Below are 25838 nucleotides of genomic sequence, written 5' to 3'. Positions count from 1 at the left end.
GTTGCCGTGAACGACACGACCGACAGCGCCGCCGCGCTGCCCGTGCCGGGCACGTCGAGAAAGTACGCCTGGCGTCCCGTGACGCCCTGCCGTAATGGATCAAACTCTGCCACTCCCTGCTCCCTGAGAAGACCAGCGACGCAGCGTTAGCTGCCAAAGCTGTTAACTGACCATCTAAATTCGTTAAGGTAAACGAACTTAATTCGGGATAGGCAAGCGGCAACAAATCTTGACAGAAGTCCGCGGCAGGCATCTCTAAGGCGCGGTAAGGGCATCAAGATGGCAATCGGTAAACGGACACACGCTGCAGCGCAGGAGTTGCAGTTCAGACCATTTGCAGAAGATGCAGCGCGGTCCCGTCAGCCCTGCTTGCGCGCGCCCGATTGCGCGGCCGGCCCCACCGCCGACGTGGGGCTTGCCGGTATCGTCTGCTGAGGCGCTTCGTGTTTGATCGGCGGGGAATCCGCACCCATCAGCACCAGCTCGTTGCCGCTGGCCTCGATTTTTACAGGGTCGGTTTTCTTCCACTGCTTCTTCTGGATAGCGAGCTTCCACAATCTGTCCTGTGCCGGCTCCCGGAAGAATGCGACCACTCCGACGACCTGCGCATCCGGGTTCATCGGTTCGGCGAGGCTTGCGCTTGCGCCTGGCCGCAGCACAACGTCCTTCGTGGCCAGCAGGTCTGCCTTCAGTAAGTTCAGATCGTTAGACTGCAGCTCCGAATAATTCAGTTGTTCAAATGTCCTCGCATCCTTGAGCTGGTAGAAACGCACTACCGTCGAGAGCGATTGCCCCTTGGCGTCCGCATTAAGCAACGCACGGCTCGAGAGATCCACATTCATCGTTTTGACCTGCGTCGTAAACGCCCACTTTGCGGCGTCCACGGTTCCGTCACCGACGGCCTGCGCAGCACCGCACCCGCTCAACCCGACAGTCGACAGGATTGCAATCGCGAGACCGGCGCGGCGTGCCGCGCGTGTGATCTTTTTGTGCATTTCGACGACGCCCCCGTTCGTTTCGCTGCTCTTCATGCCGCGTCCCGCGCTCCGTTCCATCGACCAAGCTGCACGCGCGTGATACGCGCCGATGCGTCAGGCGCAGACTGGGGCGATGCTTCCAGTTGTGCCGTAAAACCCAGGTTCGCCTGACGTGGCTCGAGCGTGGGCCTGGGCATCAGGTCCGCGCGTACATGCATTTCGAGATCCGCTTCGCTCTCGTAGCCCAGGTAGAACCGCAGCAGCGTCATGATCTCGCGATGGGTGGACTGCCCCGGCACGAGCGATAGCACCGTCTCACGCGAAGCCGGCGTGATCACGACCCGCACGACGTTCGCACGGTCGTAAAAGCCGCGGCCGAGCAGGCACTGTTCACCGAGCGCAGCGGGCTCAAAGTCAGTGACTTGCCGCCAGACCGGATGGAATTCCTCAACCGTGATCGCGGCGTCCGGCACCGCATGCTGCAGCACGCCGGCCAGCCCTTCCGCGGTACGCGTTTTCTGCATGGCGAGGCCGAGCATCGAGAGGAGCCGACGCTTGTCGGCCACCTCTGCGAGTCTCTGGCGTGCGCCGTTGGATTTCTGCACTTCGTTGCCCACCGCCGCCGACTGGCCGGGAATCGAACTAGCTGCGCGCGTCGGTGCACTAAACCCGAAACCGGCGAAGCTGAGCAGATAGCGCGACACCGGGTCTGTGCCGTCCCGCCTGAAGCCGATCGGATATCGGTATTTGCGCGCGACACGATACAACTGCGTAATGATGCGATGGTGGAAGATGTCGAGAAACGCCGACAGAGGCTCCGCGCCGTCGCGGTGCTGCGCCACTTCGTCGACAAAGTACGCGGGCATGCGCGCATCGACGCCATAGAACCCAAGGAATGTCGTCACCACCGACGGCGGAGCTGCAGGATCGTCGATGTCATATCTGACCGCGTCGATCTCGCGGCCCGGAAAACCGAGTTGCGCACGCGAGCGGAACCGGATGGGGTCCGTAGCGGGCGAATCCGTCGTTCCCAGGGCCGGCATATCCGGTGCGGCCAGTTCGAGCAGTTCGCAGAAACGGATGAAGTTCATCCGCTTCGCCTGATCGAGGAGCGCGGGCATAAGCGGCGCAGTGTTCGCTGGTCCGGCCAAAGGCATCGGGCGTGCGTTCAAAACGGTGCCCCCTCGCCTTTCGTTTCGGGCCATTCAATACGGCGTCCCGTCGGTTGCGCCACGATCACCAATCTCGTGTAGAGGTTCAGCGTCGCATAAAGTCCGATGAAGCGGTTGAGCATGCTGCCGAAAAGTTCGAGGTCTCCGTCGCCGGCGAAGCGCCCTGCATCGAGAGTGACGGTGATTTCCACGCCGCGCATCAGTCCGCCCTTCACAAGTTTGCTGAGCGGCCGGTGCCGGACGTCGGTGATGGCGTTGATGCGCCGGCTGTTGAGTTCGCCGTCCGTCCAGTCGTAGAGCGCAAGCGAGCCGCGAAGAATCTCTGCGTCGAGCAGCGACAGATAGTTCGGCGCAAGATGCGAGAGCACGCGCCAGTGGTATCGGTCGCCCGTAGGCGGATAGACCGGCAGCGTCGGCGCCGTGAGGTTGCGGATCGCGCCAATGTTGGTGAACCCGCCGCGCATGCGCGTAATGCCTGCTTCACGCAAAGCCTTGCGCGGCAGCATGCCGTTGGTACCCGTCACCGACAGCGTCAGCGTTTCGGTGGGCAGCGTATTCGCCTGGTCCCAGGCATGGCCGCCGAGCACGATCCAGGTATCGAACCGCCCGGACGGACCGCGCCGCGTTCGGGTGTGGTAGTAGCGCTCCGGCATGTCGTGACGCAGCATGCCGCCACGGTGTTTGAACGCGGCGAAAGGCACGTATTCGAAGCGCCGGCCTCGCTCGAAATACTCCACGCCGTCGACCGAATAGACGTCGATGAGCGAACCGTGCTCCGCTCGCGCGCGCACGCGGTATTCGGTCTCGTGCTGCGTGACCGTCACGGGTTCCGCGCCTACCGTGAAGAGGTTGATCACCGGCGTGCAATAGAGACGGATATTGTCCGCACTCAAACGCATGTCGTCCGGATACGGTCGCTCGAGCACGACTTCCACATCGACCGATGTGGCCGACGCCGGGATCGCCTGAAGATCGAGTCCGAACAGATCGACGAACATGAACTTTTCGGGGAACGTGAAATACTCGAGCAGCAGCTGATAGCCGCCGAACGCGTTATCGGCTTTGGGCCACAGGCGTTCTTCGGCCACAAAACCGGCGGGTGCGAGGCGCAGGCCCGGCATTGGGACCGGTGCACCTGGTCTGTCTTCGGGCCAGCCCGGTACACGCACATGCATGGCCACCGGCTTTGCCGTGAGAGCAGCATAAAGCGCGAGGGCGACGGGCCGGTCAGCATTGAGATACAGGCGCAGACGTGGCACCTGAAGCCGTGTGCGTTCCGTCTGCGTCTGAATGTCCAGACGCAGACGGATGACGGAGCGCCCATCCTCGCGCGCGTAGACCCCGGCTTCGCTCAGCGCGAGCGGATACATGTCGACCGTCTGGGTCGTGCGGTACACGCACTCGGTGGCGACGTTGCCCTCGCCCACCGGATCGGACGTGGCCTCCAGACCTGCCTCGAGCGTCTCGTGCTTCTGCAGCGCACCCTTTTCGGGGATGAGCTCGAGGATGGCGAGCGAGGGAATCATGCGCAAGTAGTGCGGCCAGAGCATGCTGACGAGCCCTTCGGTCAGTTCAGGCAGTTCGTCATCCAGCTTGTGGCGCAGGCGTCCCATCAGGAAGGCAAAGCCCTCGAAGAGCCGCTCGATATGCGGGTCACGCTCGCCTACGCGGTCGAGGTCCAGTTCGCGCGCGCGATCGGGAAACGCCCGCGCGAACTCCTTGCCGGCTTCGCGCAGGTAGCGCATTTCTGCCTCGTAATAGCGCAGGATCTCGTTGTCTCGGGTAGGGTCTGTCATGGTCGGGGTAAGCAGTCGGGAACCGCATTCAGGCGTGCGTGGATTTTCACTCCGGTACGCTCCCCTGCGGGATCGGCACGGCAGCGTGCTTCGCGGCCGCCAGCGCGGCCTTTGGCAGCGGCGGCGGACCGGAGCTCACGGGCTGCTTCGCGGCAGGCGCCGAGCGATCAATGAAAATACGCGAGGGCAACGTGAAGCCCCTGAGTGCGAGCAGTTCGAGCGGACCCTTGCCGACATCCGTGCGAATCAGAAAACTCAACGGATGCGTCATGATCAGCGGCGCTCCTTCGAGCGGCTCCTGTGTCGTGAGCGCCGCGGAGTCGGCGGTTGCGTCGACCTTTGTCATGCCCGGCTTCGGATCGACGCCTTCGGGTTTCGCCTGCCAGGTCAACTGGTAGGTCGCGCTGTCCACCGGTTCGACTTTTGCCCGCTCGAGCATGCGTACGAGCGCCCAGCGACCGGTGAACTCGAGGCTCTTGTTCGTCCCTGCCATATCGGTCTGCCATTCGATCCGGGTGCCGGCGCTCTGCGGATTGTTCGACGGCCACGTCATCGTGTGCCAGTTCTGCACCTGGTTGTAGTAGTGGAGCGTCTGGGCGTCGAGCGTGAGCAACGTATCCGTCACGCCGGGCGTGGGCATGGGCTGCAGCGCGAATGTGTACTGCGGTTCACCCTGTGCGAGCAGGTGGCCGGCAATCTGCTGCAGTGTGTTGACGGCTTTGAGGAAGCCGGGATCGAATGAGCGCGCCGTGCTGCCTGCGCCTGTTCCGCCCGATGCCGCCACCCACTGGTCACCCTGTAACTGCAGGGCACCGGCGAGCTGGGTGGAGAGGAACGTGTTGATGAGACCACCCTGCGGGCGCACGAAGCGGGCAAGCTCGGGCAGCGAGGCATCGTTGGCCGTGCTGGCAAACGGATAGCGCCCCGCAAATGACCGGTTCCAGGCAGCGACGATCGTCTGGCGCCATGCGTCGTTCAGGCTCGCTTCAGCAGGTCTGAGCACGGTCTGCGTGGCCTGTTCGATAGGCTGTATGAAGAGCGCTCCGCCCATGCCCGCCCACTGCTCACCGAGACTGGCGGCGACGAGCTGTGCGTAGGAAAGCGTATCGGAGAGTTCCGAACCCTTGCCCTGGAAAAGCGACTGGGCGACCTGGCGCGCCTGGTCATCGGGGTCCGCACCGTCACTGATCTGCTGCAGCTTCAGGCGCAGTGTGGTCACTCGTTCGGTGAAGCGCTCCATGCTCAGGTCGCTGCCGGCCGCGGGCGCCGCGTTGCCGCTAACCGTCTGGCCAACGAGCTTGAGTACGGGGCCGAAGGAAGCGTCTAGCGGCCCGGCCGGATTCACCCGCGCGCCTTGTGAAGCGTCGTCCTTTTTGCCGAACAGGTTTTGCGCCTTGGTGACGAGCGCATCGGAAAGCGACGCCTGCTGCACGCCTGCCCCACCCTGCCATCCCAGCGACTTCATCAGCGCAATGAGCGGCGACTGTCGAGCATCGGCGATGAGCTTAAGTTGACCAACGGCGGCAGGCAGCGTGGGTGCCGCGGCGCACCGGATGCTGTTCATGAAATCCTGCCAGTGCTCGACGTAGTCGGAGAAGTAATGGGCGCGCAGGGCCGCGCGCAACGCCTCCGGAGTTTGTCCATCCGACGCTGAGCCGGGCTGTGCGCCACGGGTATTGGCGAGCACCCAGTCAGCCGTGACGCCGTTATGCTTCGCCGCTTCGTCGATCGCGGCCTCGATGGACCCTTCCCATGCCTGGCGCGTGAAGACGCCGGCTACCGTCGCGGACGTCGAGAAGAGACCGCGCGTATCCGTGCCAGCGGTCAGGGACGCGAGAGTCTGATCGGGATACTTGTGGCCCACCGAGTCGAGCACGCTCTGGTAGATCGTGTCCTCGGAGTTCTTTACGCCGATGATCGCGAGCAGCGTCTGGCGCGCGTTACCCACCAGATCCTCGCGCGGCTGGATGCGCCAGTCCGGGTGGGCGGGAAAGTGCTGCGCCCAGAAGCCCATCAGCCGCTCGGACAGGTCGAGTTTTTCGCCGGATTGAAGGCCGGTGTCGACGTTCCAGTGATGCTGAAGTTGCGGCGTCATGAAGGCAGCTTGTGCGCGTTGCGGCTCGGCCATCATGAGATAAGTTTTGAGTGCCTGCTGACCATCCTGCGCCATCTGGCTGCTCCGGTTGTCGAGCTGGGCCGTTGACATCTGTCCGAGGTCGATGAGCTGGCCTTCGATGTCCTGTTGGACGGGCGCGACGAGGAGCGGCTTTGCGGCGCGCGCGTAAGGCGCCCACAATGCGTTGAGTACGGCTCTGTCGTGGTTGAGACCGAAGCGGGTGAGCAGTGGGGTGTGTTCCTGCACACGTGCCTCATGCAGGCCGATGCGCTGCTGCAGTCCAAGCAGTGCGCGCAGGCGCGCCGGGGTGTTGCTCGCACGGTAGAGCGTCTGCAGGGACTCTTTCGTGAGCATGACCTCGTGGGCGTTGTTCATGCCGGAGATGAGCATGCCGATGCTACAGAGGCCGATGGTGGCAAGCGCGATCGCCGAGATGATCGTCACCGGATTGAATAGAGTACGGCGGCCGGGCGTATTGCTCGCGGTTACAGCGAAATGGCGCCACAGCGGCAGATTTGCGCTGTCGGGAAGTCCAGAGGTCGTTGCACCAGCGATGGCCAGCGGGGCGAAGAAGACACCCGCGAGGGGTAACGCCCGCCGCTGCCGGTCGGAGAGCCGCGTGATCCAGCTCGCCAGCGGTGTCGCGCGCGTATCGAGCCGACGGGAGAGTTCCGATGCGTAGTCGTCGTTGCCGTTGGCGGCAAGCTGATGCACGCTGCGGTCAGCCATCCGGTCACGCAGATCTAGCAGTGACTTTTCTACGGCGGATACGCTGAGCGGACGGGTGAATTCGCAGCCGGTCAGGGGCGTGTCGGTCCCACGCACGGAATCGATGCCGGCGACGTCAACGACATAGACCGGAGCGGACCAGCGCAGAACCTCCGTGATGCGAGCAAGCTGAAGACCCCAGGCGGTCTTCCCTTGCGGACGGTCAGGCAAAGCACTCGCGCCATCGAGCACGAGTGCGATCGCATCGAGCGGACGGCCGGGCCGCAGCCGGCGAATCTCCCGCAGCCACAGTTCATCCGGACGACCGTCGGCTCCGAGGCCGCCCCAGAGCAGCACAGCGTCGGCTGTCACCAGCGAGCCTTGGGTCGCAAGCTCCGGCATCCATGCGGTCACGGTCGAGGCGTCGCCCGCGACCAGCACCCACGGCTGCACGTAGGCGCAGCGAAACCACCGTTTCTGCTGCAGGTTCTGCTTCAGGTCTTTGGCCCAGGCTACGACCTGCTCGGTCCGATTCTTTGCGGCGTTAGCGGCGGGATCGGTCTTTTGCGGCGGTTCGGCACCCTGCTCTTTCGATGCCTGCTGGATCGTGTCCCGCTTCTGCTTGCGTCGCAGAAGAAGAAAGCCGACTCCGATGGCCGCGGCCAGCGCAGCAGGGACAAGAATGGTCCGATACCGGGTCGACCAGGCGATCAGATCGTTTATGTCGACCGTGAGGAAAATCACCCACGCCACGATTGCGATGACCGCGGCACCAACTAGAAGCCGTCCCACGATATGTTTCTTTTCGCTCTTCAAACCGTTGTTTCCTTTTGAGGCAGGGGCGAGACCGTGCACAGATGAAGGGCTTCTGACTCGGGTTCGCGCCAGGCAACCAGTTGAGGCCCAGCACCGCGCATTGCTTCCATCGCAATCGCGAGTGCTATCCAGCCACTGGCCGGCCCCGGCGATCCCAGGAATTTGTCGAGCAGACGTTCGACTGCGGAATCTTTCGGGTCCTGTGTCAGCGCCGAGCGGATCGCAGTCGACTCTTCCTCTTCGCAGCGGGTGAACCACGCAAGTGCCAGACGTTCAGGGGGTACCTGGTAGTTCTTGATCTGGGCGAGGCCTGTTTCCAGCGTGTCGCGTGCCGTTGTCATGGGACGGAATATCGAACCCAAGTGCGAGACACCTGGTTCAATAAGAAAGGCCGCCACGCCTTCACTGAACTCGTGCTCTTCGTCATCATCTGTCCAGAGTTGTGCGGCAATCACAAGCCGCGTGACCGTATCGACCAGGTCAACCTGGCGGGTGATCCACTGAACACCATCCTTTGCCGATTGCACTTCAACGTGAAATCTCGTTTGCGGGGCCAAAAACGCGAAAACGCGCGTGACCCGCTGGCTCCATGCTTCAGCATGTGCCGTTGACGTGTCAGCCAGCATCAGCGTGACGATGACCTCTTTTCGGATCTGAAGTACGTTGGCAAAACGCACGGCGATGAGATGCAACAGTCGCGTGCGTCGGAACGCTATGGCGCGCCCCTTCGCCCAGTCGAATGTAACGCTTCGACCGCTGTTGGTCGGGATGTCGACCTTAGCATTGACGAATTTGTCAACTTCATTCGTGCTTGCCGGAAATACGGCCACGTCCACGATAGACAAATGGCGGCGGGTCCATTCACGCCACATCCCTCGAAGACGTTGTTGCTCCTGTTCTAATTCCTCCGCGTCGGTCTGTTCGTCTTCCCAATGGTCGAGCTTAAAACCGAACGTCAAAGCACAGGCGACCAGTGGCGCTCCAACGAGTGTGGCCCAGAACACGAGCGTATTTGTTGGCTTGCCGTGCGGCCACAGCATCAGTACGGCGCCTGCCGCGCTCGCCCCAATGATGGCTAACGTCGGCAACCATATGCGCAGGGAGATCGGTTTGGGATAGTCGATCTTTGTAAAAACGGGGATGGGCCAGGACATTAGAAGAATAAGGACATGAGGCGTGCTTACATCTGAAGCTGATTGATTTGTTTGCCGACTATTTCAAGCAGAAGATCATCCAGAGATTTCCGTGGCGATGTCGCGTCGGAGCTGAATAGACAATCATTGCTTGACGTCGCGCACTACAAAATACATTTGTTTTGTTTTTGTATTAAGCAAATATCCCCCGTGAATATTTTGAAAACTCCCGCTTCGCCCTAATCCATCAAAATTGAAGCTGACGCAAAAGAATTCCTGCTTGCCCTCCTTTGCGACGCTCCATTGCGCCAACGTCGGATCGAACGCGCTGCGTTTGATTCCACGATTGTCGCCTAAAGGTATTGCCCCGGATACCTTGTGAAGTCTATTTAAAAAAATCAAGGCCTGATCGGTATTGCTTTCTGCGTACCCGACGTTGGCGCCACGATACCTGAACATATATGTCGCATTAAAGCCTGCAGCATATCCACCTTCCTGAGTTACTTCATGCGGATTCAGGCTTCTAATCGCAACAGCGGGCGCAAATGCTTGCGCCAAAAGGCAGCTCTTTACCAGATTTTCGTCCGGAGGTGCGCCGTACCCCAAGCTCCACATGGCCGTTAAGAAGGCGGCAGCAACGAATTTTTTCATTTATATTCCTTCGCGTGGGTGACGTCCAGATAGTCCTGACTGAATTTCCAGAAGATCGTACCGCCATAGGCTGATGTTGAGTCGTAGATGTGATCGTAGCGTCCAACTTCTTCTTTTTTGACTGTCACCTGGTGTGTTTTCTTATTTTTTATTTTCGTAGTCTTGTAAAGAATGACAAGATGGGTCGAATCCTGGATGTTATAGATGTTGTGGCTGGGGTCGGTGATCTTGATACCCTGTTTTACTTTGAAATGGTGAGCATAGTTCGTTTTAATGTCTGCTCCATCCCAAAAATAGGCGCCATTCGATTTGTCCGGACCACCCGCAAGCGCGTTGCGGGCAGCGCTGATAGCTGCCTGCATGCCCGGTGTTTTGGCAATTTTGTCATCCTTGGCTTTCATTAGCGCGCTATAGCGAGCATTACCATCACTTACTACAAATGAGAATGTACTGTCGTTTCGCGTGAACGTCGCCATGTCGGAATAGCCGCGCGCATCGCGTTGCCGCACAAGTACGCTGGCAATCGCCATCATTTCATCAGGGTTGTCCTGTAACGACGATTCACCGTAAGCCATTGCTGCAAGCAGCCTTGTTTGGGCATCGAGTGGCTGTGCCGCAGCAATGCCGCTTGCGGCTTGATCTGTGTTAGAGGGACTTAAATCGCTCATGCGTCCTTCCGTGCCGAGTCTTGGGCCATCCATGTAACAAGCTTCAGAGGAGATTGCCCCGATATTGTCGTCGTATCGCCACCAGAATATTCACCTCTTTGCGTATGCAGACCATCGTCACGGTAGAGATCGTAGTGGTATCCATCTACCGGCGTTGTTCCGTCCTTTAGCAGGCTGAAGCTTTGCCGGATGACTTCTTCGTCTGGCTCGAGAGAAAGAGGGAAAGCTGGTATCGGAATAGACATCGACGCTTTGCCTGCCTTCTGGATCGTGATTGTTTTGATGAAGAGATCAAGCGGGCCACCAAGTGTAATGCTGCCGTTCTTGAGCTGAATGAAAGCTTCACCGCTTTCAAGCGTCAGCTCTTTTTGGGCGCGGATGTAGACTGCGCCATTAACGCTCGACACCGACACATCCTTATTGGCGACGAGCGACATTGCATCGCTCTGGGCCTGAATCTCGATCCGGCCCTTCCCTGCAAAGATCTTGATGCCGAACTTCTGGGCGAACAGGGAGATCTTGTCGCCCGCCGCGACCGTGAATTGCTTGAGCACACTCCAGTCAGCGTTCTTTCCGGCAACGGCGGAAATATTGTCCGTTGCTGCGAGCTGCAGACCCTGGCCCGTGACGAGCGCCGCGGAGGCCGGTGTGCTAATCAGCATGCCCGGCTTCTTCAGACCGTCGAGATCGTCCTTGACCTGCTGCTGCGCATCCGTATCGGCGGGCTCGGCCTTCGCGCTACTCGCAGACGCTGCAAGCGCCTTCGCCGTGGCCAGCGCGCTCTCGAGCTGCGCGATGGTCTCCTGCATGTCCAGCTGCTTGCCGCTCGCAGCCGGACGATCGTATGCCGTCAGGTACAGACCCTTACCCGCGCGGTTGACCCCATACCCCGACGTCCGAAGCTCATATCCCTCCCCTCGGTACTCAAGCTTCTGGTTCACCAGATACCCAAGATTTAGCTGCGACTTGCCCGAATGCTCCGTACTCAGCTTGATGCCTTCCTGGCCCGCCCAGTCCTCCATACGCAGCTTGTTATTCTTCTGCGTGCGGATCACGTTACGGGAGAGCCAGCGACGATCGTTCGTGACGAGGTCTCGCGCCTGGCTGTGATGGTGAAAAGCTGTGATTTCTGGCTTGTCCGGGTCCCCATCGCGGAAGGAGATCACTGCCTCGTCGTTATCCAGCGCGACGAAATGCATGCCGGTCTGCAACTTCCCCGCGAACGGCTTTGCCAGACGTAGCGGCACACTTTCACCGCCCTTCGGCCAGTCAGCAAAATCCACGTCAAAGCGAACGACGTAATAGCCGACCGAATTCAGGTAGCCATAAGTGTATTTATCCGGGCTGCAAATTCGCGCGCTGAGTGTGCCTGCGATCCTGGGCCACGTCTCCGGCTTGATTTCCAGACGGAAGCGCCGGTCCGCAGGGATGGCCTTGTAACTGTTGGTGTACGCCTTGTCGCGTGCGCCGCTGTGGGTGACCTCGATGATCACCTGCCCCTTTGGGGCGTCCGGCAGCACGACGTCGGTTTCGAGCACGCGTGCGCATTGAAGCTGGAGCACATTGCTCTCGCCCTCGTATATGACCTGCCGGGCGATCGCCGCTTCATGCCGCAGTTGCGCTTCCCATTTTGCGCCCTGCTGATCCAGATGGTTCGTACCGTAGATGTACGGTTGGCCATACGTGGTCGGGTCTTGCGGGGCGACGTTCGCCTCGTCCCTGAATCGCTCCCATGCGGACTCGGGGTTGTAGTCGGCGACCAGGAATGACTGTGGCACGGTGACCGTGTGTGTCTTGAGCGACGTGATTGCCTCGACTCCACCTGCTTCCAGCCCGGCAGCTTCACGGTACGGCACAATCAGTTGTGGATCGTACAGGTAGTGGTCAATGTCGTCGCCAAAGACCACCTGATCACCGTGCTCAGTCTCGACGATATAGCAGTAGATGCCCGACTTCTGCATGAGCATCTGGACGTAGGCGAGATCGTCGACCTTGTACTGAAAGTGGAACAGATGCTTCAGGTACTGCTTCCTGAGACGAAACGACATCTGATAGTCCCGGATGCCGTGGCGACGCATCACCGTCGCAATGATCTCGGGTGTCGACTGGTGCTGGTAGATCTGTGTATTGGTGACAGCGCCGAGACGTCCGAGATGGGACTTCACGATAATCTCTATTTTCGTGAAGTCCTTTGTCGTCTGAATCGTCGAGAAGCGTTCGATGTATCCCGAAAACTTTCTCGCGACGCCATCGTCGGGCACGATACTGAAAACCGCGTCACGGTTCAGATAATCGGCGCGTGGAAGCTGCTGCGGATGCGTCGCAATAATGCGCACTTCGCCGGGCGCCCCCATCTTCTCAGTCGCGCTGAAATTCACGACCGAGAGCTGTGCCGCGCTGTCGGTTCCCGGCACATCCACAAAATAGGCTTGCCGTCCGGCTATCGCCGTCAAGCTGGATGCGGACTTTCTCGCTTCGTCAAACAGGCTTGCCATCTTTTATCGCCCCCGCCGGTACAAAAACAAACAACAACAGCCAACACGGCTTCGCGCCGCGCCACCTGATCAGCACTGCTACGCGAGAAAATGACTGCGTAACCAATGGGTATTTGGGGTGAGTAAGATACGCGGCTTCTATCTGCCAGTGAAGCATTGATCGCGGCCGCAGACAACGTCTGTTGCTTTTGACCAGACTGTGACAATTGCCGCGTGTAAAGCTGTTTTTGAGACGTACGGCATGCTAAACATCACGGGTTAAGCGAAGGCGGAAAGGTCAGTCACCGAACGATGAGCGCAAGCTTCCAGAACAACATCCAGCAACACGTGAAGACCACGGCACACGATACGTTCGAGCAGAAGCAGGCGAACGACGAGCGAGCGCGCGTGAACGCATTGCGCATCGACCATCATCTCGCCGCCATCAACCTGTTACTCGGCAAGCAGATCGACGCCATCCTCCACCATCCGGTTTTCCAGATGCTCGAGTCTGCATGGCGCGGCCTGCAATTCCTCGTCGACCGGACGGATTTCCGTCGCAACGTGCATATCGAGGTGCTCGACGTCTCGAAAGAGACATTGCGTCAGGACTTCGAGGATGCACCCGAGCTGGTCCAGAGCGGCCTGTTCCTGCAAACGTACACCCAGGAATACGACACGCCTGGTGCTTACCCCTTCGCCGCAATCATCGCCAACTATGAATTCGACGCAAGCGCGCCCGACATTGCGTTGCTGCGCAATCTGTCGAAGGTAGCGGCTGCGGCGCACATGCCGTTCATTGGCGCGGTTTCGCCCGAATTCTTCGGCAGGACGTCGATGGAGGAAGTCGCGGGCATACGCGATCTGTCCGGTCACTTCGAGCGCGCGGTCTATCTCAAGTGGAAGGCGTTTCGTGAAACGGAGGATGCGCGCTATGTCGGGCTCACGCTGCCTCGTTTTCTCGCGCGCTTGCCGTACGGATTCGACCGCAATACCGTGCGCGCTTTTAACTACACCGAAGACGTCCGCGGTGGCGGGAGTAGCGCCTTCCTATGGGCGAACGCGGCGTTCGTTTTTGCAGTGAATCTGGTGAGAAGTTTCGTGCGCAACGGCTGGTGCCTCCAGATACGAGGTCCTCAGGCCGGTGGCCTGATACCTGATCTGCCGGTCCATCTTTACGATCTCGATACGGGCCATCTGGGCAAGATCGCCTCTGACGCGCTGATTCCCGAAACCCGCGAATTCGAGTTCGCCGACCAGGGTCTCATAGCGCTTTCGTACACCAGCAATCACGACTACGCGTGCTTCTATTCCGCGCATTCGACGCAGAAGCCTGCTGTCTTCGACACGCGCGACGCTGCGGCCAACAGCCGTATCAATGCGCGCCTGCCGTACGTCTTCCTGCTCTCGCGTATCGCGCACCATCTCAAGTTGATCCAGCGCGAGAATATTGGCACCACGAAGGACCGCCGTCTGCTGGAACTTGAACTGAACACCTGGATCCGCTCGCTCGTCACGGTCATGACAACACCGGGGGACGACCTGCAAAGCTCGCATCCGCTGCGTGAAGCCCGCGTCGTGGTCGAGGACATTGAAGACAATCCAGGTTTTTTTCGCGTTGCACTCTTCATTGTTCCGCACTTCCAGATCGAGGGCATGGACGTGAGTCTGTCGCTCACGTCGCAAATGCCGAAGGCAAAGCGCTGAACCACTCATGAAATTCGCCACAGCACAACCGACCCATGATCTGCTGCCTGTCGCCCTGCGCGACGCGGCACGCACTGTCGTTGCACTTCGCAGCGCAAATCCACCCTCGCAGGAAGTCCTGCGCGAAGATTCCGACGCCCAGGTTGCCAGCCTGCGTGAGGAACTGCAGAGGCGTGGCCATCCGCAGGATGTGATCGATGACGCGCTCTATGCGCATTGCGCGCTGATCGATGAAGCGGCCCTGAACGGGCTCCACGGAACCGCGCGCGATGCATGGGAGCGCGAACCACTGCAGTTGCGGGCGTTCGGCCGCAATGATGCGGGCGAAGAACTACTCCGGCGGATGGGTCAGCGCCTGCGCGAGGCGAAGCCCGTGCTGCCTCTTCTGGCGATCTTCGCCGTCGTGCTCGGACTCGGGTTCAAGGGTCGTTATGCGCTGAACGAGGCCGAGGCGCGCATGAAGCTCATCGGTTCAATCGACGAACGTCTTGCGCGCGCCACGAGTGGCAGCGCAGACAGAAATGCGCCCGATCGGTCAGGCCCGCTGGTGGTGAACCCCTCGCGCTCCCGCCGGCGCCCGCTGTCACCGCTGGCGTGGGTTTTCGTCGCCTGTATCGCTGCGGGACTTGTCTGGCTTGCCATCGACCGGTGGCTGATGTCGTCGATCGCCGGCATGGCGAATTGAGGCGCGCATGCGTACAGGACCAGGACTTTTCGAGCGGATCACGGGGCATTTTGCCGACGGTTCGACGGTGACCGATTTCTCACCGGAGGAACAGACGTTCTTTTCGGTGCGGGACAACATCGAACGCATCCTTAACAGCCGGCGTCGGTCGCTCGCGCACCTGCCGGACTTCGGGCTCGATGACCTGTCGGAAATTTACCGGCATCTGCCCTCGTCGACACACAGGCTCCGCAATGCCATCGAGTCGACGTTGCTCAAGTACGAGCCACGCCTGAAGGCAGTCGAGATCGAAGTGCACGCTTCCGAACCAGGCGTAATGGTCAGCTTCACGATGGCTTGTCGCCTGCATCAGGAAGGGCTCGTACGGTTCGACACGGTATTCACGCCTGACGGAAAGACCCGTCTGAAGATGTTGCAGGCAGCGCGCGAGCGGTACTGATCCGGTAGACCGACTTCAACTTTAGACGGAGATTGGCATGGCAACGATGCTGGCAGTTAAGGGCAACAAGACAACGACCGGCGGCGTGGTACTCGAAGGTGACGAGGACTTCTCCGACGAAAATGGCGCGCTCGCGAAAGACGGAGGACTTGCCTCGTGCGCACGCTGCGGACGCAACGGTCCCATGCTCGGCACAGCGAAAGGCTGGGGGTTGACGGGTGCAACAGCCGCCGTAAAAGACAACGATATCGTCGCATGCCAGTGCCCGCGCGGGACAAACCGCGTGATCGCCCGGTCCGAGTACTACGACGAATAGACCATTCGTGGCGACGTCATTTGGGCAAAACCGCCTCACCACGGATGTGTTGGACCATCTGGTAAACGACAAAGCCTGGCACATGGCCAAGCTTTGAAGTGGCTTGTCAGCAGTCGAAAACGGCACGCCGAGGCGTGCCGTTTTTTTACCTATCGCGCGACGAACCTCGCCGCGCCGCCGTCAATCAGTGGCCGACATAAACCGGCGCCGAATACGAGCTCGAAGTGACCTCAGCCCGGCTGCCCGCTTGCGACGATCCGTTGGTCGCCGGGCCATAGCCGCTCGTGTGAGCGGTGCCGTTCTGCGCGGCGACGCGCGCTTCGGCGGCCTGGATGTTCGCCGGGTAATCGTAGTCGTTCGACGTGGCCGGGTTGTAGCCGGCCTTCTCCAGTTGAACCAGTTCGGCGCGAACCTGAGCGCGCGTGACCGGCTGGTTCGATTGGGCAAAAGCAGCAAGCGGTGCGGAAATAAGAGCGGCGATAACAGCAGCTTCGATCAGCGATTTCATGATGACCTACCTCCAGAGATTGTTTTGTCAGGCGCTGAAGGCGTTGTGTCTTCAGCCGATGAACACAGTCTAGGAGGCCGGCGACCTAGGGTAAACCCCGAATCAGTGAATTCACTGTTGCTGCGCTTGTGATAATCCTTCAACACGTGCATTAATTAGCGCTTTGGGTGGCACCAAACCGCCGCTCGCCTGCCGGTCGCTCCTCGGGCTTGCACCGAATCGCGCACGATAAGTCCGCGAGAAGTGCGACGGCGACTCGAATCCGCAGGCGACGCAAATCGACGTGATCGACATGTCGGTCTGTTGCAAAAGCTCGCGCGCGCGGCCGAGCCGCAGTTGCAGATAGAAGTGCGTCGGCGTGTCCTTCAGCGACGCGCAAAAGAGCCGCTCCAACTGGCGGCGCGTCACGCCGATTTCCTGCGCGAGCCGGTCGGGCGTCAGCGGCTCTTCCATGTGCTGCTCCATCACGCCGATCACCTGGATCAGCTTGCGGTTGTGCACGCCGTAGCGCGCGGCAATCTCCATGCGCTGATGGTCGGAGCGCTGACGGATGCGGCTCACCACGAACTGCTCCGACACCGCCGACGCGAGCGCCGCGCCGTGCTTGCGTCCGATCAGGTCGAGCATCATGTCGATCGACGCAGTGCCGCCCGCGCACGTGATGCGCCGCGCGCCGATCTCGAACAGTTCCTGACTGGCATCCAGCGACGGATAACGCTCGCGAAATGCCGAGAGCGCCTCCCAATGCACGGTCACGTTGTCCGCGCCGCCCAGCAGCCCGGCTTCGGCGAGCACGAAGCTGCCCGTGTCGATGCCGCCGAGCGTCGCGCCCGCGCGCTCCAGGCGCTTCAACCATTCGGCGAGTTCGCGCGTGTAGCAGGCGAGCGGCTCGAAGCCTGCCACGACGAAGAGCGTCGCCGTGCTGTCCGTGCGGTCCGCGCCACGCAGGTCGCCGATAGCCGCCTCGCCGATGGCCGCGTCCGCGTTGATCGAAATCCCGTTGCTCGCTGCAACCGGCGCGCCGTCCAGACTGAGAATGCGCCATCGGTACAACTCGCCGCGAAAGCGGTTCGCCACGCGCAAGGGCTCGACGGCGGACATGAAGCCGATCGCCGAATAGCCCGGCAGCAGCAAAAACGATATTTCTTCAGGCATGTCGCGGGAATCCGGTGAAAGGTGGCTGAAAGTGACAAGCAGTCGAAAGCAACGAAAGCGCGAGCCAACGCGCGGTTCCCCGGCGAGCGTAGCAAGCAGACTGCGAGCGGACAAGGCGCGCCAAAATTTGTCCATAGTCGATGCCGCGCTGCAATGCCGACACCCGCTCGCGCATGCTGGTTTTCCCTCGTTGTCGCGTGGAAGCAAGAACGGGTCGCTGATGGTCGCTTTGGCGGCAATATGGGGCATTAACGTTAGTGCCATTCCGACCGCATCGTCGATGGACTCACATAGCACCTCACGCATCACTTATCACTTGCCGGTGGGCCGCGCTTCGCATTCGCGCATCAAAGCGGCCCTTTTGAAAACGCGCTGTCAGACGTGCATAAGCGTCAATAGGGGAAGGTCATGAAGTCACGCATCACCACGCTGCTTGCCCAGCTTGCCCGGCTTGCCTGCCTCGCGGCCGCGGGCAGCGCCGCCGTCGCCGCGCTGCCCGCGTTCGCGCAGGACCCGCCCGCTTGCCGCGCGGTGCGTTTCGCCGACATCGGCTGGACGGACATCACGTCAACCACGGCGCTCGCCTCCACGGTCTTCGAAGGGCTCGGTTATCAGCCGGTCACGACCGTTGCTTCTGTGCCGATTTCGTTTGCCGGTTTGAAGACGAAACAGCTCGACGTGTCGCTCGGCTACTGGTGGCCGGTGCAGGAGAAAGCGATTGCGCCGTTCGTCGAATCGAAGGCGATCGACGTGCTGCAGCCGCCCAACCTGACCGGCGCAAAAGCAACCTTCGCCGTGCCCGGCTATGCGTACGACGCGGGCCTCAAGACATTCGCCGACATCGCGAAACATCGCGATCAGCTCGACGGCAAGATCTACGGCATCGAGCCTGGCAGCAGCGCGAACGCGGCCATCCAGAAGATGATCGCCACCAACAAGTTCGGGCTCGGCGGCTTCAAGCTGATCGAATCGAGCGAAGCGGGCATGCTCGTTTCAGTGGAACGCGCGATCCGCGACAAGAAATGGGTGGTGTTTCTCGGCTGGGAACCGCATCCGATGAACATTCAGATCGACATGAAGTACCTGTCCGGCAGCGACGGCGTGTTCGGCCCCAACGACGGCGAAGCGCGCGTTTATACGTTGACGTCGCCCGACTATCTGACGCGCTGCCCCAACGCGGGCAAGCTCGTAAGCAATCTGCGCTTTTCGACGCAGCTTGAAAACGTGGTGATGCAATCGGTGATGAACAAGCAAAAGCCCGCCGATGCCGCGAAAGCCTATCTGAAGAAAAACCCGCAAATACTCGACGCGTGGCTCGCCGGCGTGAAGACCTACGACGGCAAGGACGGTTTGCCTGCGGTGAAAGCCTATCTCGGGCTTTGATTCCCGAAGCGTCGCGCATTGAACATCTACAGGAACTTGCACGCATGAACCATGAAGTCATCGTGACCTGCGCGGTCACCGGCGCCGGCGACACCGTCGGCAAGCATCCCGCGATTCCGGTTACGCCGAAGCAGATCGCCGAGGCCGCCATTGAAGCCGCGAAAGCGGGCGCGACCGTCGCGCACTGCCACGTCCGCGATCCGAGGACCGGACGCGGCAGCCGCGATCCGCAGTTGTATCGCGAAGTGGTCGACCGAATCCGCTCGTCGGGCACGGACGTCATCATCAATCTGACGGCGGGCATGGGCGGCGATCTGGAAATCGGTCCCGGCGAAGATCCCATGCGCTTCGGCGCGAACACGGATCTGGTCGGCGGCCTGACGCGCCTCGCGCACGTCGAGGAGCTGTTGCCGGAAATCTGCACGCTCGATTGCGGCACGCTCAATTTCGGCGACGGCGACTATATCTATGTATCGACGCCCGCGCAATTGCGCGCCGGTGCAAAGCGCATTCAGGAACTGGGCGTAAAACCCGAACTGGAGATCTTCGACACGGGGCACTTGTGGTTCGCGAAGCAGTTGCTCAAGGAAGGGCTGCTCGACGCGCCGCCGCTCTTTCAGCTGTGCCTCGGCATTCCCTGGGGGGCGCCCGCCGATACGACGACCATGAAAGCGATGGCCGACAACCTGCCGCCCGGCGCGCAATGGGCCGGCTTCGGCATCGGCCGCATGCAGATGCCGATGGTCGCGCAGGCGATGCTGCTCGGCGGCCACGTGCGCGTCGGCCTCGAAGACAACATCTGGCTCGATAAAGGTGTGCCCGCAACCAACGGCACGCTCGTGCAGCGCGCGGTGGAAATCATCGAGCGTCTTGGCGGACGCGCACTGACGCCCGCCGAAGGCCGGCGCAAGCTCGGCTTGCCCGCGCGCGGCGAACGGCAACTCGAACGGCGCGCAGCCGGCGAATACGCGTGATCGCGACAACCAGCAACGCATAGGCAAACAAGGAAACGTCAGCAATGGCAGTGATCGTCAACATCAAAACATTTGCCGCGATCGGCGCGGGCGTGATCGGCAGCGGCTGGGTGGCGCGCGCGCTCGCGCACGGGCTCGACGTGATCGCGTGGGACCCGGCGCCGGGCGCGGAAAAACAGTTGCGCGAGAACGTCGCGAATGCATGGCCCGCGCTCGAGCGCGTCGGCCTCGCGGAAGGCGCGTCGCCATCGCGATTGCGCTTTGTCGATACGATCGAGGCGTGTGTCGCCGACGCCGACTTCATTCAGGAAAGCGCGCCCGAGCGCGAGGAATTGAAGCTCGCGTTGCACGAACAGATCAGCCGCGCGGCGAAGCCCGACGCGATCATCGCGTCGTCGACGTCGGGGCTTTTGCCGAGCGATTTCTATGCGCGCGCCGTGAACCCGGAGCGTTGCATCGTCGGGCATCCGTTCAATCCGGTTTATCTGCTGCCGCTCGTGGAAGTGCTCGGCGGCGAGCGCACGGCTTCTGAGACCATCGACGCCGCGCTGCGCATTTATCGCTCGCTGTCGATGCGCCCGCTGCGGGTTCGCAAGGAAGTGCCCGGCTTCATCGCCGACCGGCTGCTCGAAGCGCTGTGGCGCGAGGCGCTGCATCTGGTCAACGAGGGCGTCGCGACCACCGGCGAAATCGACGACGCGATCCGCTTCGGCGCGGGCATCCGCTGGTCTTTCATGGGGACGTTCCTGACCTACACGCTCGCGGGCGGCGACGCGGGCATGCGCCATTTCATGCAGCAATTCGGTCCCGCGCTGGAGCTTCCGTGGACTAAACTGATAGCGCCGAAGCTGACGGACGAACTGATCGACCGCGTTGTCGACGGCACCGCCGAACAGGTCGGCCCGCGCTCGATCAAGCAACTGGAGCGCTATCGCGACGACTGCATCACGAGCGTGCTCGCGGCGATTGGCGAGGCGAAGGCGCGGCATGGGTTGATGGCTGCGGATTGACAATTTGCGGATTGAAGATCGGCGGATCGGCGTCCGCCGATCGGTGCGAGCGCGACCGCAAGCCACGCCGCGCACGGGGCGCGCGACCCGATTCGCGCGTCGCACGCCGCACGCCGCACACAAACCCAAGACCACGGAGACCCGCAGCATGCCGCAAACCGCTTCTTCCCTGCCCTGCTATCGCGACACGGTCCGCGCGGAATGGGTCGACTACAACGGCCATTTGCGCGACGCGTTCTACATGCTGATCTTCAGCTTCGCGACCGACGAGCTGATCGACCGGATCGGTTTGCCCGACGCCGTGCGCAAGGAACGCGGCCGCTCGATCTACACGCTCGAAGCGCACATCAACTATCTGCATGAGATCAAGGAAGGCACGCGCGTGCGTGTCGATATGCGCGTGCTCGCGCATGATACGAAGCGGCTGCATCTCTACCTCGAAATGTTCGCCGACGAAGGCGACACGCCGGTCGCCGCCGGCGAGCAAATGCTGCTGCATGTCGATACGAGCGGGCCACGCTCCGTCGCATTCGACGCCGATGTCGCCGCGCGCGTAAAAGAACTGGCCGACGCGCAAGCCGCATTACCCGCCGCCGCCTACGCGGGCCGCATGATCGGCCTGCCCGCCGCCGCGCAACGCAGCCGGAGCCAACAGCATGCTTGAGCCGCAAATGGCGGCGTTCATCGCGCGAGCCGCCGCGCTGTATCCGGGAGGACATAACACGTCGGGCGCGTCCATCGCGCCGCCCGAGCAACGCGAAGCCTATGACCGTTACGCGGCCGCGCTCACTCCGCCGTTGCCGCCGGAAGTCGTCACCGAAGATGCGCAATTCCAGACTGCCGCGGGTCATCCGATTGCGTTGCGGCTCTATCGCAACCGTGCCAAAGCGGACGGCATGCCGCGCGGCGTCGTGCTGTACTTCCACGGCGGCGGCTTCGTGCTTGGATCGCTGGACAGCCATCAACTGATCACGGCGCGTCTTGCTGCGGACACGGGCCTCGACGTGATCGCCGTCGATTACCGGCTCGCGCCCGAACATCGCGCGCCGGCCGCGCACGACGACTGCCTGGAAATCACGCGCGCCGCCCTGCAACGCCGGCTGCCCTTCGATCTTCCCGCCGACGCCGCGTTGCAACTGGCCGGCGACAGTGCCGGCGGCACGCTTGCGGCGAGCGTGGCGATGCGTTTGCGCGACGAGGGCATCGACGGCATACGCGGTGTTGCGCTGATCTATCCGATGCTCGGCACCGACCCGCAGCCGCCCGCACGCGATACCGAAGCGCGCGCGCCCATGCTGACGCTCGCCGACGTCCACGCGTTTCGCGACATGTATTGGGGCGGAAGTTGTGGCGAAAGTCGGGGCGGAACTTGGGGCGAAAGCGCGCCGTATCCCGAGTGGACGGTGCCGCTCGACGCCGCGCGTTATGACAGCCTTCCGCCTGCGCTCGCGATCGGCGCGGAGCACGATCCGCTCAGAGACGACGCCCGCGTATTCGCCGAACGCATTCAGGCGGCGGGCGGACAAGCGCGGCTATGGATCGGCGCGGGACTCGTGCATGGCTGCTGGCGCGCCATCGAATCGAGCCCTGGCGTGCAAGCCATGCATGACGAAGTGTGCCGCTTTCTGTGCGCGAACGCCGGAGCGGCTTGAGCAGCTCATTCGCATGGGCCTTATGGGCGATCAATAAAACCGCGCCAATGCGCCGTCATCCAGGCGCCGTTACGCGAGCCCTATCCGAATTGCACGGCTCTTGTCGCGCATGAATGGCCACATCGCGCATTTCCCCAACAGCATGGAATGTCTCGTCGCGCCGGCAGCCCTAGCGTGCCCGGTCGCTGCGCCATTGCGCGAACGTCAGCGGCCTGACGCCGCCTTGCGCCACTTCCGGCGACTCCACCTGGCTCCAGCAGTAGAACGCGTCACCCCAACCGGGAATGGGCTGCGGCTTGAGCATTCTGAATTCGACATTCGACCGGAACGCAAGATGCGGCCAGAAAAGCGGCATGACCTCGCGCACGGCCATCTGCCTGAGCAACTCGGCCGGGCCGCTTTCGTCCGCGACGATTTCGCCTTGCGCAATCCAGTCGTGCTCGGCCCACGCGACGAACACGCTCGCCCTTCCCTCGCGATCGAACATCAGAATGGCATTCTGCTCGGGACGCCAGTAATACTCGACGATGCCTTTGTCCTTCACGACCTGATCGATCACGCTGCGCGTGCGCGGATCGCAATACGTGATGCCGTTCTCGCCCAATGCGAGCCAGCCCGCCTCGGAGCAATGGCGGCTCTTCGCGTCCTTCAGAAAATGCACGAGCCGGTTCGCCGAATCCGCGTCGGTCTTGCGCAGATATAAATCGACAATGCCCGCATTGAATGCCTTGACGGCGACGGTTTCGTCGGCGACGCCCGTCAGCAGGATTTTTGCGCAATGCAGGTTGGAGATGGACGACAGAAACTCGACGCCGCTTATGCCGGGCATGTCGTAGTCCACCACGACCGCGGCTACCTCGGAGAAACGCGAATCGCGCGCCAGCACGTCGCGCTGCGGCGACGTTTCGACGAAGCGTTCAAAGCCCGTCTCGCTCAAACACGCGGAAGCCGGCGCGAACTCGAGCGAGTTTTCGCGCGCGTGCTGACGGATAAAAGCCAGCGCCGTTTGCGGACGCGAGAAAAACAGATTGGTGGAAACATCCGGGAAGAAACGGCGCAGCGCGTCGAGGTAGTTGTCGTTGTCGTCGACGAAAACAACCGTGGTCGGATAGGAGACGGGTGGTCGAATAAACTTGTTCATATTTTCACGTGGTTCGTCAGCCCCGCCGCAGGCGGGATCGCCGTGACAGGCTCGCCGGTCGCCGCATGCGCTCACGTGAACATGCCGGGCGCGCCGCCGCTGCGTACACGCCGGTCTTTCTATCGCTGTTGCCGGGCCGGTTCCCGTTGATCCATATAGTACAGGGAGTGCAGGGCTCCTGGCTGCAACAGTACAAAGTTCCGTGTGTTTGCAGCAGCGTATGCGGTCTGAATGAAACCAATGGCGATGCAAAAAACGCGGCGCGGCCAGCGCATTTCGTCGCGGCCGCGTCATGCCGCAATGCGCGCGACTACGGTCGCGAGGCTACTTCGTCGAGATGATCGAGCAGAGCCGCGGGGTCGTCGTAGACGCGCAGTGCGCCGGCCCGTTCGAGTTCTTCCGTGCCGTAGCCGCCCGACAGCAGGCCCACGCCGAGCGCGCGGCAGCGGCGCGCCGCGAGCATGTCCCAGATGCTGTCGCCGACCACGACCGAATGTTCGATCTGCACGCCGAGACGTTCGGCGGCCGCGATGAAAAGATCGGGATCGGGCTTCGCGTATTTGACGTCGTCGCGCGTCACGACGACTGCTTTTGACGGATCGACGCCGAGCGCCTCCAGATTCACCGCCGCGGTTTCCATGCGGCCGCTGGTGGCGACGGCCCACGGCGTGCCCGCCTGCGTGAGCGCATCGAGCAGTTCGCGCGCGCCAGGCAGCGGACATACTTGCGCGCGCAACCTTTTATACGCCGCCGCGTGCGCATGACGAAGACGCTCGCCGCGTTCGGCGCTGATGTCGCCGTGCGTCTCACGCAGAAGCTGATTGGTGAAGAGACCGCCGCTCATGCCGATCTTTCGATGAATCCGCCACACCGACAGCGAAATGCCTTCGCTGTCGAGCGCTTCTTTCCAGGCCAGCACGTGTTGATAGACGCTATCGACGAGCGTGCCGTCGAGATCGAACAGAAATGAGGTCTGGATACGCATGGTGGGCTCCTTTCGATGGCTACCCGCCAATATGCCACGTCAAGCGCCGCGAGGCATCAGCGCGTCTTGCCGCGCCCGCCCTTGCCGGCCGTCGCCGCGCGCGGCGGCTCCTTGCTGGGCGGGGCGCCGCCGTTCAATTGCTCGATCCACGACAACGCGTCGACATACGAGAGAAACTGTTTCAGATAGCCCGGCGACAACTCGCGCATCAGCGACAGCGAGCGATGCACGAGGCTGCTCGAATTGAGCGGCCCGGCGTTGCCGGGCGCCGGTTGCAGCGACTGCCGCAACTGCTTGTCGGTGCGGACTTTGGCCCACGTCTGCCGGAAATAATCGAGTTCGGGGAGTTCGGGATAGGCGGCGTGGTTGCGCTCGCGGTGTTGCGACGCGCTTTGCAATTCGGCGATGAGCTGGACGAGCGGGCCTGCGCCTGTTGTCGATTCGGCTGTGCGGGCAGCGTTATCGGTTTTCATCGCGCCGCATGCGTCGCGCTCGGCCGCAGCTATTTGCCGCGCATACGCATCAAGCAACACGGCGAGCCTCTCGTCGAGCACGCGGCGAGTCTCGCCGCGCTGCGCGGCGGCGCGCCGCTCCAACGCGTCGATGAAACGAAACCGCGGCGGATCGACACGATCGGCGCCGCGCTCGCGCCACGCGTCGAGCGTCGCGCGCGGCGTCTGTGCGTCGCCTGCGGCTTCAGTCATGGGATCGCTCGCGCTGTTACTCACGAGGCTTTCCCGCGGCCGCCGACAGTCTCGGCACCGGCGCGATTTCCACGCGACGGTTGCGCGCGCGCCCTTGCTCGTCGGCATTCGAACTGACGGGCTGGCCGGAGCCGAATGCCGCCGCGAACAGCGACGGCGCCGGCACGCCCGCCTCGATCAACGCGCGCGTCACCGTCAGCGCGCGCTGCGCCGACAACTCCCAGTTGTCCGCGAAACGGCGATTGCCTTCGCGCAGCCGCTGATCGTCGGTAAAGCCGCTCACCATCAGGATCTGGTCGCTCGCGCGCAAATAGGCGGACAGCGGGCCGGCAAGGCTCTTCAACAGATCGCGCCCTTGCGGCTGCAACTGGTCGGAGTTGAGCGCGAACAGCACATTGCCGCTGATGCCGATGCGCCCGTTCACGAGCGTCACGCGGCCGGCCGCGAGCGGGCCGGCGAGCGCCTCTTCGAGCGTCTTGCGGCGCTGCGTTTCAACCTGACGCTGCTTGACCTCCTGCTCGAGCTTGTTCGACAGTTCCAGTTGCACGCCGATGACGGCCACCAGAATCAGCATGAACGCGCCGAGCAGCACGGACATCATGTCGCCGAACGCCGCCCAGATCGGCGTGCCCGGCTCGACGCCGCCGTCGATGTCCTCGCTCATCCCG

Annotated in this window: 23 protein-coding genes; 9 read left to right on the top strand and 14 right to left on the bottom strand. The window is 61.9% G+C overall.

All coding sequences use genetic code 11. The annotated features are described in order from the left end of the window. Positions 1-359 precede the first annotated feature (359 nt). From tssJ to P0D87_RS20610, 8 genes are all read right to left on the bottom strand, one after another. Positions 360-995, bottom strand: a complete 636-nt coding sequence (gene tssJ / locus P0D87_RS20645) for a type VI secretion system lipoprotein TssJ (RefSeq protein ID WP_114158083.1) — start codon at positions 993-995, stop codon at positions 360-362. Positions 996-1027: 32 nt separating this feature from the next. Further along, positions 1028-2134 carry a type VI secretion system baseplate subunit TssG gene (gene tssG / locus P0D87_RS20640; protein ID WP_053860069.1) on the bottom strand — a complete coding sequence of 369 codons (1107 nt, stop codon included), beginning with the start codon at positions 2132-2134 and terminating at the stop codon, positions 1028-1030. 11 nt (positions 2135-2145) lie between these two features. Further along, entirely contained in the window at positions 2146-3945 is a 1800-nt protein-coding gene (gene tssF, locus P0D87_RS20635; RefSeq protein ID WP_053860068.1) for a type VI secretion system baseplate subunit TssF, read from the bottom strand. Between the two features lie 46 nt (positions 3946-3991). Beyond that, on the bottom strand, positions 3992-7585 hold the full coding sequence (locus tag P0D87_RS20630) for an ImcF-related family protein (protein ID WP_053860067.1): 3594 nt from the start codon (positions 7583-7585) through the stop codon (positions 3992-3994). After that, on the bottom strand, positions 7582-8739 hold the full coding sequence (locus P0D87_RS20625; protein WP_053860066.1) for a KPHS_23130 family T6SS system protein: 1158 nt from the start codon (positions 8737-8739) through the stop codon (positions 7582-7584). Before P0D87_RS20625 ends, P0D87_RS20630 begins: the two co-directional genes overlap by 4 nt. Before the next feature lie 123 nt (positions 8740-8862). After that, entirely contained in the window at positions 8863-9369 is a 507-nt protein-coding gene (locus tag P0D87_RS20620; protein WP_053860065.1) for a hypothetical protein, read from the bottom strand. Beyond that, entirely contained in the window at positions 9366-10037 is a 672-nt protein-coding gene (locus tag P0D87_RS20615; protein ID WP_053860064.1) for a hypothetical protein, read from the bottom strand. The genes P0D87_RS20620 and P0D87_RS20615 overlap by 4 nt, the downstream gene beginning before the upstream one ends. Next, on the bottom strand, positions 10034-12532 hold the full coding sequence (locus P0D87_RS20610) for a type VI secretion system Vgr family protein (protein ID WP_082367149.1): 2499 nt from the start codon (positions 12530-12532) through the stop codon (positions 10034-10036). Before P0D87_RS20610 ends, P0D87_RS20615 begins: the two co-directional genes overlap by 4 nt. A 291-nt stretch (positions 12533-12823) precedes the next feature. Here P0D87_RS20610 and tssC point away from each other — a divergent pair, with 291 nt between their 5' ends. From tssC to P0D87_RS20590, 4 genes are read left to right on the top strand one after another with little or no spacing between them, the layout of a single operon-like run. After that, a complete protein-coding gene (gene tssC, locus P0D87_RS20605) occupies positions 12824-14218 on the top strand; it encodes a type VI secretion system contractile sheath large subunit (protein ID WP_053860063.1) in 1395 nt (464 codons plus the stop codon). A gap of 7 nt (positions 14219-14225) precedes the next feature. Next, positions 14226-14903, top strand: a complete 678-nt coding sequence (locus P0D87_RS20600; RefSeq protein ID WP_053860062.1) for a DotU family type IV/VI secretion system protein — start codon at positions 14226-14228, stop codon at positions 14901-14903. A gap of 7 nt (positions 14904-14910) precedes the next feature. Further along, entirely contained in the window at positions 14911-15342 is a 432-nt protein-coding gene (tssE, locus tag P0D87_RS20595; protein ID WP_053860061.1) for a type VI secretion system baseplate subunit TssE, read from the top strand. Between the two features lie 37 nt (positions 15343-15379). Beyond that, positions 15380-15658, top strand: coding sequence for a PAAR domain-containing protein (locus P0D87_RS20590; RefSeq protein WP_053860060.1), 279 nt, complete (start codon positions 15380-15382; stop codon positions 15656-15658). Between the two features lie 184 nt (positions 15659-15842). Here the strand turns inward: P0D87_RS20590 and P0D87_RS20585 are convergent, their stop codons facing one another. Next, positions 15843-16166 (bottom strand): DUF4148 domain-containing protein, encoded by a 324-nt coding sequence (locus P0D87_RS20585; RefSeq protein ID WP_029970098.1) that lies wholly within the window; start codon positions 16164-16166, stop codon positions 15843-15845. Between the two features lie 111 nt (positions 16167-16277). Beyond that, a complete protein-coding gene (locus tag P0D87_RS20580) occupies positions 16278-17321 on the bottom strand; it encodes a GlxA family transcriptional regulator (protein ID WP_053860059.1) in 1044 nt (347 codons plus the stop codon). A 408-nt stretch (positions 17322-17729) separates the two neighbouring features. Here P0D87_RS20580 and P0D87_RS20575 point away from each other — a divergent pair, with 408 nt between their 5' ends. The 5 genes from P0D87_RS20575 (at position 17730) to P0D87_RS20555 (ending at position 22340) form a co-directional block, all read left to right on the top strand. Beyond that, positions 17730-18704, top strand: a complete 975-nt coding sequence (locus P0D87_RS20575; RefSeq protein ID WP_408637012.1) for a choline ABC transporter substrate-binding protein — start codon at positions 17730-17732, stop codon at positions 18702-18704. A 44-nt stretch (positions 18705-18748) separates the two neighbouring features. Continuing rightward, on the top strand, positions 18749-19678 hold the full coding sequence (cdhC, locus tag P0D87_RS20570) for a 3-dehydrocarnitine:acetyl-CoA trimethylamine transferase CdhC (RefSeq protein WP_053860817.1): 930 nt from the start codon (positions 18749-18751) through the stop codon (positions 19676-19678). 44 nt (positions 19679-19722) lie between these two features. Continuing rightward, on the top strand, positions 19723-20688 hold the full coding sequence (locus P0D87_RS20565; RefSeq protein ID WP_029970091.1) for an L-carnitine dehydrogenase: 966 nt from the start codon (positions 19723-19725) through the stop codon (positions 20686-20688). A 148-nt stretch (positions 20689-20836) separates the two neighbouring features. Next, positions 20837-21352, top strand: a complete 516-nt coding sequence (locus tag P0D87_RS20560) for a thioesterase family protein (protein ID WP_006049453.1) — start codon at positions 20837-20839, stop codon at positions 21350-21352. Next, a complete protein-coding gene (locus tag P0D87_RS20555; RefSeq protein WP_053860057.1) occupies positions 21345-22340 on the top strand; it encodes an alpha/beta hydrolase in 996 nt (331 codons plus the stop codon). Before P0D87_RS20560 ends, P0D87_RS20555 begins: the two co-directional genes overlap by 8 nt. Positions 22341-22509: 169 nt before the next feature. On the opposite strand, the gene P0D87_RS20550 is transcribed toward P0D87_RS20555, so the two are convergent. From P0D87_RS20550 to P0D87_RS20535, 4 genes are all read right to left on the bottom strand, one after another. Then, complete coding sequence (locus P0D87_RS20550; RefSeq protein ID WP_006049455.1) at positions 22510-23481, bottom strand: response regulator; 972 nt, start codon at positions 23479-23481, stop codon at positions 22510-22512. A gap of 310 nt (positions 23482-23791) precedes the next feature. Beyond that, on the bottom strand, positions 23792-24466 hold the full coding sequence (locus P0D87_RS20545) for an HAD family hydrolase (protein WP_029970088.1): 675 nt from the start codon (positions 24464-24466) through the stop codon (positions 23792-23794). A 56-nt stretch (positions 24467-24522) separates the two neighbouring features. Further along, entirely contained in the window at positions 24523-25170 is a 648-nt protein-coding gene (locus tag P0D87_RS20540) for a DUF2894 domain-containing protein (protein ID WP_053860056.1), read from the bottom strand. A gap of 16 nt (positions 25171-25186) precedes the next feature. Further along, a complete protein-coding gene (locus tag P0D87_RS20535) occupies positions 25187-25834 on the bottom strand; it encodes an OmpA family protein (protein WP_029970086.1) in 648 nt (215 codons plus the stop codon). Positions 25835-25838: the final 4 nt, after the last annotated feature.

This window comes from Paraburkholderia sp. RL17-368-BIF-A (genome assembly GCF_046054045.1).
Classification (GTDB): Bacteria; Pseudomonadota; Gammaproteobacteria; order Burkholderiales; family Burkholderiaceae; genus Paraburkholderia; species Paraburkholderia graminis.
This window is presented reverse-complemented; position numbering and strand designations above follow the sequence as displayed.